The organism is Mesorhizobium sp. YR577, assembly GCF_900116595.1.
In the GTDB taxonomy this organism is placed as follows: domain Bacteria; phylum Pseudomonadota; class Alphaproteobacteria; order Rhizobiales; family Rhizobiaceae; genus Mesorhizobium_M.
The window spans coordinates 18,233-30,484 of record NZ_FPBI01000016.1 but is presented as its reverse complement, the minus strand read 5'-3'; the positions used below and the strand labels follow the sequence as shown (position 1 = coordinate 30,484).

The 12,252-nt window shown below is 52.5% G+C and carries 8 protein-coding genes; 7 read left to right on the top strand and 1 reads right to left on the bottom strand.

All coding sequences use genetic code 11. The features are described from left to right. Nucleotides 1-341: 341 nt before the first annotated feature. The gene (locus tag BM413_RS21990) at nucleotides 342-1,067 is read right to left on the bottom strand and encodes a hypothetical protein (protein ID WP_139238633.1); all 726 of its coding nucleotides are present in this window, start codon (nucleotides 1,065-1,067) and stop codon (nucleotides 342-344) included. A gap of 83 nt (nucleotides 1,068-1,150) precedes the next feature. On the opposite strand from BM413_RS21990, the gene BM413_RS21985 reads away from it, so the two are divergent. From BM413_RS21985 to BM413_RS21950, 7 genes are all read left to right on the top strand, one after another. Further along, nucleotides 1,151-1,438, top strand: a complete 288-nt coding sequence (locus BM413_RS21985) for a helix-turn-helix domain-containing protein (RefSeq protein ID WP_348272920.1) — start codon at nucleotides 1,151-1,153, stop codon at nucleotides 1,436-1,438. A gap of 134 nt (nucleotides 1,439-1,572) precedes the next feature. Further along, complete coding sequence (locus tag BM413_RS21980) at nucleotides 1,573-2,073, top strand: peptide deformylase (protein ID WP_091916927.1); 501 nt, start codon at nucleotides 1,573-1,575, stop codon at nucleotides 2,071-2,073. A 202-nt stretch (nucleotides 2,074-2,275) separates the two neighbouring features. After that, nucleotides 2,276-2,941 carry an FkbM family methyltransferase gene (locus tag BM413_RS21975; protein WP_175544397.1) on the top strand — a complete coding sequence of 222 codons (666 nt, stop codon included), beginning with the start codon at nucleotides 2,276-2,278 and terminating at the stop codon, nucleotides 2,939-2,941. Nucleotides 2,942-2,950: 9 nt separating this feature from the next. Continuing rightward, the gene (locus tag BM413_RS21970; protein ID WP_091916923.1) at nucleotides 2,951-4,939 is read left to right on the top strand and encodes a 6-hydroxymethylpterin diphosphokinase MptE-like protein; all 1,989 of its coding nucleotides are present in this window, start codon (nucleotides 2,951-2,953) and stop codon (nucleotides 4,937-4,939) included. A 746-nt stretch (nucleotides 4,940-5,685) separates the two neighbouring features. Continuing rightward, a complete protein-coding gene (locus BM413_RS21960; RefSeq protein WP_139238632.1) occupies nucleotides 5,686-7,866 on the top strand; it encodes a hypothetical protein in 2,181 nt (726 codons plus the stop codon). A 98-nt stretch (nucleotides 7,867-7,964) separates the two neighbouring features. Next, entirely contained in the window at nucleotides 7,965-11,351 is a 3,387-nt protein-coding gene (locus tag BM413_RS21955; RefSeq protein WP_175544396.1) for an FkbM family methyltransferase, read from the top strand. Next, the gene (locus tag BM413_RS21950; RefSeq protein WP_091916914.1) at nucleotides 11,351-12,232 is read left to right on the top strand and encodes an ABC transporter permease; all 882 of its coding nucleotides are present in this window, start codon (nucleotides 11,351-11,353) and stop codon (nucleotides 12,230-12,232) included. The genes BM413_RS21955 and BM413_RS21950 overlap by 1 nt, the downstream gene beginning before the upstream one ends. Nucleotides 12,233-12,252: the final 20 nt, after the last annotated feature.

Below are 12,252 nucleotides of genomic sequence, written 5' to 3'. Positions count from 1 at the left end.
CCGTTGCCTGAGGAACCTGTTCGATCTCCGATCATCATCTCGTCGCCTTCTCCTACGTTTCAAAGAATGTCGCCAGCGGCGGATTATCCTGTGTCCCTGCGAGGCCACCGCATCCAACCCGATGCCGGCTGGCTATCAACGCCAAGATCAGGTTGAGCCGACCAGGGCCGCCCAAGACGGCTGGGCCCTGGCCGGCTCTGCCGACGCCGTTCCTTACAGGGAAATCGCCGGCTGAAATGCCCGGTTTACTTGTCCGATGAAGCAGGAAACGGGAGAAACCCTTAGAAAGCAGGAAGAAACTCCTCCACAACAGGAGACTCCACCGCTGGCCTCAAGTCTCGTCATCCAGATCTTGCCGCATCAGTTGCAAGCTTTGCCGGGCAATCTGATCCTCCCGGGAAAATCTGCTCAGGCGCCATCTCTCGACCAATCCGCACCAGATCCTCGCGCGCCGAGAGGATTTGCGGCCAGGGATGCTTTGAATAGTCTTCCCAGGCCTCGTCCCTACGCATCACCGCATCGAGCTTGCCCGCCACGCCCGCGAGCGAGGTGGCGGGCATGACAGACAATGCTTTGAGCAAACTCTCCTCGCGTTGTTCAGCCTCCCGCTCGGCCTTCAGCCCGACCGAATAGCCAATCTCCCTGTCGGCGGCATCCCAGCGTGCTTGCCGTTCCGCCAGATCGGCTTCCGCCCGGGCGCGAATGGCAGCCATGTCCGTCCGGTCGCCGATAGTCCGATCAAGTGCTGCCTTCGAACAGATGATCATGTCCCCGCCATCAGGAACGTTGATAACCGTGCACAGACAATCCACCCGCTCGGCAAGTTCAACTTCCAGCTCCTGCTGCCTGAGGTGAAGCCGCTCGGCCAGCTCATGCGCCGCCTGCCACTCTCGCCAGAGCGCCAGCGCCGGGTCGGGCGCTGAGATGGGGCTGCCCTCCGTGATGGCAAGGCTTCGAGCCCGCGCATTCCCGCCAAGCGCCCAGCCGGTTGCAGCAACAACCCCACCGCCAAGCGCCATCCGCCGGGTGACGCAGGCAAAACTCATGCTATGATCGGAATCAGCCACGATCCGAGCTCCTCAACAGCTTAGGTTATGGTCAGGTCGCGCTGGGTGTTGTGAGCACCTTGTGCGACCGAGTTTTGACCAATATGTCACTTTTTGTGACTTTATCAAGAAGAAATGTCATGAAAAAGGACATACGTCCTGAGCAAATACGGGCCGCACGTGCGCTGATTGATTGGACGAGAGACGATTTGGCGGCCGCATCTGGCGTAACAATTCGAACCCTTGCCAGAATTGAAAGCGCTCAAACCATTCCGCGTCAGACGACACTAACGGCACTATCTTCAGCCTTGGAAACTGCAGGTGTCGAATTTATCCCAGAGAATGGCGGTGGGCCAGGTGTGCGGCTTACCCGGCGTTCGAGTCAGACCTGACCTGGGCGCGAGTTTGTGATCCATATTAGGTGAGCCCGTGGCTCCGCCGGCGAAGCGTCACAAGATCGGCCTGAAGATCACCTGACTTCGCAGGCAGCTGCTGGTAGCTGCCGTTTTATCCCGTGGAGTGACCTATGACGGTTCGGTCGATCGTGAGATTTCCCGACCATCGCCTTCGCGCTGTCGCCGAGCCCATTTCGGTCTTCGACGAAGAGTTGCGCCGTCTCGTCACCGACCTGGCGGACACAATGCACGCAGCGCCTGGTATCGGGATCACCGCCCCGCACATCGGCATTTTGAAGCGGCTTGTCGTGATCGAGGTGTCGCCGGCAGCAGGGCTCCGGACTTACGTTAATCCCTCCATCCTTTGGACCTCCGGCGAAATGATCCGGCACACGGAAGGCAGCATCTCGATGCCAGGAGTTACGGAGGACATCGAACGCCATGCCCGCATCCGCCTATCCTATCAGGATCTGGAGGGCATCGAGCGGATCGAGGAGGCCGATGGTCTGCTGTCGGTCTGCCACCAGCACGAGATTGATCAACTGGATGGAATCTTCTGGCTTCAGAAGCTCTCGCGTCTGAAAAGGGGCCGGCTGATCAAAAGATATGAGAAACTGCTGCGTGTCCCATAGGCCACTATCGGGCTCCAATCGCAGTCAGGTTTGCGGGTCGTTTCCGGTCGATGACGATTGAAGCTCATCGATGATGTACACCTCACCCGGCCAACTATTCTACGGTCCTTCGGGTCACTGAACTGAATTAACCTTATCCTATTGCCCTATAGATCAACAAATGCTCTTTTTGCTGCGCTTGCGTCCAAATGGAGACCCACGAATGCTGCTTGATCTTCCGACCTCTCACGACTCGACGCTAGAGCGAATGGCCGCATGGGGAGTTAAATTCGATCATTTCTTCGATATCGGGGCAGCGCGTGGCCTTTGGGGACCAAAGGTTAGGACTCATTGGCCGGACTCCTCGATCTTCTTTTTTGAAGCGGCGCCAGCGTGGCAGCCGAGTTTAGAGGAAACAGGGGCCAAGATCGGTGGGCAAGTTGAAGTCCTGATCGCGGCCGCAGGCGACGTTGACGGAGACTCCTACTTCCGCTTTGATCCTGCAAATCCTTACGGAGGCGCTCTAATAGACCAACCAGAGAAAAACGCCATCCGTGTTCCAAAGGTGACATTGGATACCATAATTCGAGAACGGTCGCTCGATGGACGTTTCGCCCTAAAACTTGATGTTCATGGAGCGGAGCGCTCTATCCTTTCCGGTGCCAACCGTTTCATGGAACGCTGCGATTTCGTTATTTTCGAGACATACAATTTTGGTCCAGCCACGCGCCGATTTGGGCAAATGGCGGTTCACTTCGAGGAAGAATTCGGGCTGCGCTGCATCGACATAGCCGAACCGAAGTGGCGACCCTATGACAACGCTCTTTGGCAAATCGACTTGTATTTCGTCCGACCGGATGGCACAAAGCTCGCCGAATGGCGACTTTAAGGGGTAAATGTGACAGCAGTTTCCATCGTGACACCGGCTTATAATTCAGCCCGGTTCATTTCGCAGACGATATCTTCCGTTATATCTCAGTCTGGTGACTTCGACCTACATTACCATGTACAGGACGGCGGTTCATCGGACAACACCTGCGCCATTGTGCAGAGTTTCATTGACCGCCTTGCTGATGGACAGGGAATATATTGCCGATCGATCACAATGACTTTGGCATCGACTCCGGACAACGGCATGTACGATGCAATAAACAGAGGCTTCGCTAATCTCCCGATCGACGACTCTGCGCTTATGACGTGGATCAATACGGACGATTTGCTCAGCAGTGGTGCGATAAACGCAGCCCTTGCCGTAAGCAGCCGATATCAAGATGTCAGCTGGCTCGGTGGTCGCATCGCTCAAGTAGATGAACACGGTACCGTGTTAGTTGTCCATCCGCCCTATGTTTATCCAACCACCCTCATTGCCCGCGGTCGTTGTGACGGTCGAGGCGGACGTTTCATTCAGCAAGAAGGCGTCTTTTGGACGCCTGATCTATGGAAACGTGCCGGTGGTTTGGACGCCGAGATCAAAGTAGCTGGTGACTGGAACTTGTGGAGAAAATTCGCGCAATTCGCCGCGTTCAACACAGTTGACACAATAACCGGATTTCACCGCAGACATACGGGGCAGATCTCTACAGACCTTAACAAGTATCATTCGGAAGTCGACTCCGTGGCGTTTCGACCAATAGACGCTTCTCGCCTCCAACAACCAAAGCTCTACCGCTACAACTACTCGGAACACAACTGGAATGTTGCGAGTCCTGTCACAAAGGTTGAAGATGTAGTTTTCCGATCTGCGACTGCCGGTACGATCTTCGCTTCTCCTGGAGTGAAGTTGCTGGGTGATACATATCACGTTCACGGCGCAGCCGCGGACACATATCTAACCCTTTCTGATTCAAAGCCTGTCGCCGCTGGCGCCTCGGTGGAGGCTCTGGCGAGTCTTCAGGTCGACAACGAAGCTATCCTGAGTGTTAGCCTTAATCGAGACGGCACGACCCCCTTCGAGGGATCGCAGCCTGTTCAGATAATTGTGAGGCCAGGGAAGAATGTCATAAGGGTCGCCCATGCGTTCAAGCATGATCACAGCGGGTATCGGGTTCAGATTGCGAGCCCGGCCAAGCCTGCTCTGATATCTGACGTCCGTTTTGTTGAACGACGTCCGACCGATCTTCGATCATTGCGTCACGCCTACAAGGGCCAGCGGTGCTTCGTGGTCGGCAATGGTCCTTCCTTGAACAAGATGGATCTTAATTTGCTCGATAAGGAGAACGTCTTCGCATGCAATGCTGCTTTTCTTCTTTTCGACCGAATTAAATGGCGTCCGAAATTCTACACATGTGTCGATTCTCGCGTAACTCGGGACCGCGCGTCTGATATAGTTGCCATGTTGGATGCCAATCCCGACATGATCGCCTTCTTTCCGAGAGAACTTCGACTTCACGACGGTTCCGGTACAGTGATCGATACTTATTCAGTCATACCGCCAGCGCCGAATAGGTATTACTTCAATGAGGAAGCGAATGCTTTCAGAAGTCCTCCCGACTCGGCTTTCTCTCTGGATGCAAATTTGCGAGTTGCTCAGCCTTATACTGTGGCCATAACCATGCTTCAGCTAGCCACATATTTGGGCTTCGACCCGATCTACCTTATTGGCTGTGATACGTCCTACAGCATCCCTTCCAGTGCGCAGCAGGAGGGACGCAAAATTGGTCAAGACGGTCTTCTTTTGACTTCAACGAAAGACGACGACCCAAACCATTTTGATCCGAGCTACTTCGGAAAGGGCCGCGAATGGCACCATCCGCAGGTCGACAAGATGCTTGAGCACCACCATTATTCTAGGCAGGTGCTCGACAAAGCCGGCATACAGGTGTTCAACGCAACTGTCGGTGGTCAACTAGAGGTTTATCCACGGGTCGAGTACACTACCTTGTTTTAGGACTCGACTAGGCGGCACAGTCTGAAGTCGGTGGAGATTCCGTCAAAGATCGCCATCGTGGTGCAGTCCGTGAGCCCAGCCTGTCCTGTGTCGGCGAAGCTTGCTGATCTTGTGGCCCCGGCTGCAAGGCTTGCGTTAAGTTCTTCCCGCCCAATGGTCGGAAGGTGACCCGCAAAGCAATGCTCAGCACGGTGGGTTCGCCGCGCTCGAGGGCCAGACTCCCTTCGAGATAAGCAACGATCCGATCGGTGAGATCGCGCCGATCGCGTCCCCGACACGGGGTTTTCGGCCGGGGCGATAGGCGAGACCGGGCAGCCGTTGCGCTGCCCACTAGCCTCGCCAGGACCGCGATCCGCGACGGCGAGCTTGGCCGGCCTCTATTCCATCTCCGCCCTTTCATCTTCCGCGATCGGTGGGGCCGGAGCGCAAATGTCACCGGCGAAATTGCGCTTCTTCTGCGCCTAGGGGTCGAACCCGCCCGGCCCGCGAAGCAATCAAGCTGAAACGCCAGCACCACCTTGTCATCAATCTACTCAAGAATATCCGGGTCTGCTCTGACTTTGCGGTTTGATCTTTTCACGGCCAGTTCACTCATATACACCCCCTTGGCTGAGGAGCTATGAGTGATAAGGAGTTCGATCCTGCCAGTGATGTTGCAACCATTTCGGACAATGTTATGTATGCTTCGAGCAGGACTAGGACGTGCTTCGCCGGGTCTAAGTGGGAAGCTTTTGGCGGTTTGTGGTGTGTCTGAAAACATATGCTTTGAAGGTACTTTGATGAGTCAAAATCGTACGATCATTGCAATTGGCAATGGACCATCTCTTCGAGGTTTTGATCTTCAAAGCCTCCAGAATTGTGACACGTTGGGTATGAACGCAGCGTATCGTCACTGGGATCGCATTGGCTGGTATCCAACCTATTATTGCTGCCTCGATGACCAGTTGATTCAGACGCACCATGCCGAAATAAAACGTCTAGTTTGTGAAGAGCTTGTTAAGGGCGCGTTCGTTCATGGTTCGTTCTTCGAACTTCATCCCGAATGTATCGCTGATGACCGATTTTGGTCGAGTGATCAATTTCATCCCTACTGGTACAAGCGCCGCGGTGCGACAACTGGGCGCAAGTTTATCCAATCTGTAGCGTTTCAGACGTCGGACACTTCGAAAGTTACGACAGGCGCGTATGCAGTTCGATTTTGTTCCTATTTGGGATATGACAAAATAGGCTTGATAGGTATCGATCTGCGCTACGTGGAACTCCTCCCCGAGGCTGAGAGAGGCGAGGGAGTTGCGCTTCGTATGACAAAAACGCCGACTCACAATCCGAACTATTTCTTTGACGATTATCAACGCGCGGGAGACCGGTACAACGTACCGAACCCCGATGTGCATCAAGGTGACCTTCATCTCCGAGCATTTCGAGTGCTTCGCGACGATTTTTTTGAAAACTCTGTCCACTCAAGAATTGTCAATTGCAATCCAAATTCTGCTTTGTTGGACAATGCGATTTTCCCGTTTGAACCGTTAGAGAAGCTGACCGGCGCTTCTCAACTTGGCGCGGTTATCATTCCATGCACGGTGAAGGAAAAGGACCAGATTCTCGCAAATTTTCAGCTTTGGTCGCAAGCTGCGTTTGCACCTTTCTTGCATGCAACTGAATCTGCGTTGCCAAAACTGGTCTTCGTCTTCAATCGCGCTATGGAGGACGCGTCAGCCGAGATTCGTGAAAAATTTGATCACCTCAAGCTCAACCGCTACTTCGATAGCATTGTCATTCATTCTCTTGATTTGGACGGCGAGGAAGATACGTATTCCCGTTCATACCATAAGCCTGTGGGTACTCAAGGTTACAAGGCCGGACCAAACAACCAGTTTTTCAAAACCATGCGCCTCGCCAGCGAATACGGTCGATACGTCTTTCTCATGGAGACCGATTGCATCCCTATCCGTCCTGGTTGGTTACAAAGGTTGTCTACTATCGTAAGCGACTCGGAACCATTCTTTGTAATGGGGAGTGCCTACCGCGGCACTGCCAGACTGGCGAAATCGTTTAGCCGACATATTAATGGCAACGCCATCTATGCAGCTGGAGATCCTGAATTCATCAGTTTCCTAGACAATTTTTGGGAGCCCGAATTGCGCAAGGCGGTGGAAATGGCAGACCGGCGTCTAGCATATGACTGTGTGCTCGAAGCTATTTTGAGTGGCGCCCACAGTGACGTCGCAGATGATCCTGTATGGCGGGTCTGGCAACGGATCGCGCACAAATTTAGATACACAGACTTTATCCAAAATCTATCAGCTCAAGAGGATATTTCATCTGCAAATTCAAATTTGGTTCACGATGTGCTTAGGCACCATCCGGAAACTCATATCCTTCATAGCCAGGCTGTGGCACGGGCAGCTACCAATATGGTTGCGAGTGAATGCTACCTTGAGCCAATAGCACTAATGTCTCTGCATAAGGACGTCTCGCCGCCGCTTTTCTCTGAAGCTCGGCTGGAACCCTCCGGTCAAGTCCAGTTGGATGGCGAGCGATTTTTGATTCCGACTGGAAGTACCGAAAATCATTTGATGTACAGATTTACAGGTTCAGTAAATAAGGGAGACAGGATAGTTGGTGACCTGAAATTTGAATTGACTCAGCCAGCAGAGCTGTCGATCTCCCTCTGCAGAGACGGCGAGGGACCGTTTGAGAGCGATCGTAAAATACTTCAGTTTGCCGCTGGAACTCATGCGGTTACCATTGAACATACGTTCAAGAACAAATTCAAGGGCGCACGCTTGCAGATCGGCGCGGAAAGAAAGCCGGCTGCATTTAGACCGATTTCCGCAACGCTGGAGAAGGATAATCAATTGAGAACACGGTCGTGGCCGACAATTGCCAAAGCGGTAAGAAAACTCGCAGGCAAGTTTATGCAATGACATATTGGTCACAAAGAGCTTTGGCGCCTAGTTCGACTAGAATTGAGGATTCTCGAACTCAGTCGGTTGTGAGACCTACGGATTTTCCACGGATTCTTGTGTTCGACCTCACCGCCCGTGGAGACGGCACTGCCACCGGCGAAATAAAATTCAACTATTTTGCTGACTGGCCAGTTGAAAATTATCTTCAAGTCTTCTTCAAAGGCGGTGACAGGCTTGGATTGATTAAGAATGGCGTTACATCGCAATTCTTCGAATTGAACACCTATAACGCATTGAGCGCCATAGTCGAGGATTTTGATCCACAGGTTATACTCTACCGTCCAGTGCCTGATGCGTCCGCGTTGCATCGTTTCGCGATGGATACGATCAAAACTAGGCAGGAAGTTCCCCTGATAACATGGGTTATGGACGACTGGCCTGCGAGGTTAGAGGTTGATGATCAGGTACAATTCGCCACCTTCAATCTCGATTGGCTTTGGCTTCTGAAGCATTCAGTCCGCAGGCTTTCAATATGCGACCAGATGTCGTCTGCTTTCAAAACACGTTACGGCTATGAATTCGAGGCTTTTGCCAATGGTGTCGATCCCTCGGATTGGCCAGATCGGGTTCGCAATTCCTCCGACGGTTTTGTCATTCGCTATGCAGGAGCGCTTGCCGATAATATGACGGCGTGCAGCATTCAGCGGGTAGCGGAGGCTGTAGAGAATATAGCGACTGATGGGACAGATATCCGCCTTGAAATCAAGACGAGGCCGCTCTGGAAAAATAGGCAGGCTGCGAATTTTCGGGCGCTCAAGCACACCCACTTTAAGACCGATGAACTTTCTGCTAGCGACTACAAGGTGTGGCTCGCAGGTGGCGATGCGGTTTTGATCGGATACAATTTCGATGCCGACAGTTTGCGATACATCTCACTGTCGATGGCGAACAAATTGCCCGAGTGTTTGGCTAGTGGCGTGCCCCTCATTGCTCACGGTCCAAGTGAAACGGCAACCATAGCTTATCTCAATGGAAAGAGCTGTGCCTTCGTAATCGATACGCCAGACGTTGCAGTGGTGATGGCGGGTATCCAAAAACTAATGCTCAGCGCCGAGATAAGGGAGTCCTTGGTTGCGCACGCGCGTACAGTCGCGTTTTCAGATCACGATATTCATGTCATTCGTCGCCGTTTCACAGCCGTTGTGGAGGAGGCTGCCAGAGAAAAGAGAAGCAATATGAACACCGGAAACGTTATCAGCCGCAATGAACAAAACCTAGGCGAGTACTCGCGCGACAGTCATGTGCGGGTTGATGAGACCGAAGTAGTTGCACATCTATTGGGAAACCGAACGGGACCCGGTCGGGTGATGCTAGATGTCGGTGCGCATTTTGGCACCAGCGCTGCCTATTTTGACAACCTTGGCTGGACAGTTCATTGTTTTGAACCGGATCCAATTAACCGACAGAAGCTTGTTAAGCGTTTCGGAACCCACAACAATGTGTTGATCGATCCCCGTGCTGTGAGCGATCGACCAGCGCAGGGTGTTTCGTTTTTTCGTTCTGAAGAAAGCACTGGAATATCTGGGCTTCATGCATTCCGCGACACGCATCGCGAGGATGGCAAGGTTGATGTCACAACGGTCGGCGAAATCATTACGCAACGTCGTATTCACCACGTCGATTTTCTCAAGATCGACGTCGAAGGTTTCGATTTCTCAGTTCTCAAGGGCGTTCCCTGGGATCAGGTACGGCCTGACGTTATTGAGTGCGAATTCGAGGATTACAAGACAGTCCCACTAGGACATACCTATAAAGACGTTGCACTATATCTTCGAGAAAAGGGTTATGCCGTCTATCTAAGCGAATGGCATCCGATCCTACGATATGGTATACAGCATGATTGGCGACGTCTCGTGCCCTTCCCAGGCGAAGAATTGTTAAGCGATTCTTGGGGTAATATAGTTGCGTTCAGGGAAGATCCGGGTGTTGATAGCGTCTCGGAAGCTTTTCGTGTAATAATTGAGAAGAAAAACCCTCAAAAGGCGGGAAACACGAAGACAAGTGTGTTAACGTCAGCCTCTGTGGTGAATGGTTCTGCCGACAGGCGTCCGCTGACCCAACCGAAACCGATTACATATATGTCCAGCCATTCGAGTTATGAACGTTTCGTGCTCTGGGCGCGCGGCAATAGTTTGGTTGTCAATCGTGCCGGTCAGTTCGCAATGTGGTGCTTGCGCAAGGCACATCGTCACAAGGTGGCGAGTTCGGTCCTGGCCCTTGCAATCGCGATGCTTGTCGTATGCGGGTTCGCGTTTCCGGTTTGGTCGATAATGGCTTGGGCTGCTGCAGCTAGTCTAGCGATGGCGGCTGGACTGATGGCTTTGATCGGCTTCGTTCAATTTATATTCCGGCGAGGAATCGAACACCAGATCAGTGTAAGCGCGAAAGCCATTCGTGATGGGCTTGCCAATGAAATTCGCGCTTCTCGCCAGGCCATCACTCAATCCCGAACCGAGATAGAACAGGCTTTCGCGTCCCGGGCCAATTCCATTGACGTGCAAATCCAAACTTTGCACGGTATGAGCGACGAGCATTTCTCAGCTGCCGAGAAACTGGCTGAGAAGTTATCCCAATTGGAAAAAGTCCAACCAGCAACGAATGCAAAGGCCGAGGAAGCTTTAGCAACCACCGCCACTGTCGCAGAGCTCGTCAAGTCGGCCGCTGTGTTCAATATGTCCCGTTTTCAAGCCTTCAATAGGACATTGAATGAAGCGCAAATAGCAATACTGATTTCGGACTGGGCAAAGCCACTGGGACTAGATTTGGATAGCAAGCGCGTCGGATATCTTGCTCACCGCGCCTGCCTCCTCGAAAATATGATGAAGGGTCGCATCGCAACCAGCGTGGAGACCATCGTCCTGCGAAGCCTAATCGCGTCCGGTACGAAGCGTGGTGACGTCTCGATTCTCGAAATTGGTACGTTGTTTGGCATCGGAGCCGCGGCCATGTACGAGGCTGCTGCGAACGAGTCCGATTCTGTGCATATAACCGTGATCGATCCCCTCGACGGTTACTATGGCACCAACAATCGGGATCTGCTGACTGGCGCCAAGATTAGCGAGGCGACGTTACGGCAAAATTGGTCTCTGGCGCCTATCCCCACGGCGGATTTTACCATAATCAAGCATATGTCTAGTGATCCCGCTGCTTTGAAAGAAGCAAGAAAACGCAGTTACGATATTTTGGTCATTGATGGTGATCATAGTTATGAGGGCGTAAAGTTTGACTTCGATCACTACTTTGACCTGGTGCGCCCGGGAGGATATATACTTTTCGATGACTATGACGTTGCGGATTGGCCCGAAATCAAGCGATATGTCGACTCAGAAATTGAGGGCTTGCCGCAGCTTTCCCGAATTGGAGCAGGATTTCGTACCGCCGTCTATCAGGTGAAGAACAATCGACCTAAGGCGAAGACCGGGCAAGGCAATGATCGCAACTGATGAGCATTCCTGCAATGGCTGAGTCTGAAGATCGATCCAACCGCCCGCGCATCCGCGTTTACCGTCCTGACAGTCGATTTGCCGATAAAACTGCTTCTGCAGTCGTGCATCTTTTGAGCGAGGTATGGCGGCATCGTGCTCATGTCGCGATGACCTTCAAGCGCGATTTTAAGGCCGCCTATCGCGGAACAACGCTTGGAGTCTTTTGGAACTTCGCGCTGCCGCTCTTGCCTGTTTCGGTCTATGTGTTTCTCTCCGTATCGGGCGTGGTCCCTGCGGTCGACGGTTTGCCTCGTGCCGTCTATGTAACGTTCAATGTCACCCTGTGGCTGCTTTTTGCCGGGCTTATTGAACAGCCAATTACTGTGGTGAAATCCCGCAACTCTGATGCTATGAAGACGTCCCTGCCGATAAGCGTGGCAATTGCATCGAGCTTCGCCTCGTTGGCCTTTGAAACATTCCTGCGAGCGCTTCTGGTCGTTGCGGTCATTCTCTTGTTCTTGACGCCTATGAGTGCTCTGGCCCCGCTAGCATTGTTCGTCATTGCTTTGGGGGCTATATTTTCGCTATCAGTTGGCTTGTTGTGCGCAATTTTAAATATTGTTGTGCCAGATACGCAAAGTGTCGTTATTGTCGTTATGCGTTACGGAATCTTTCTCAGCGGCGTTATCTTTCCACTTTCAGCGATCGGGCCGCTTAGATGGCTGGAACGCGTTAATCCCTTGGCAATACTGATTCATGCAGCTCGGGATCTGACTTTTGTAGGGACACTTACACATCCACTTCCTCTCGTAGCGCTTTGCGGCTTGACGCTCTTGCTCGCTTTGTTCGCCGCGCGAGTCTTCTATTTGATGGAATACCGTATTCGTGGTGTCATATGATGCTATTGCAAAACGAAGTT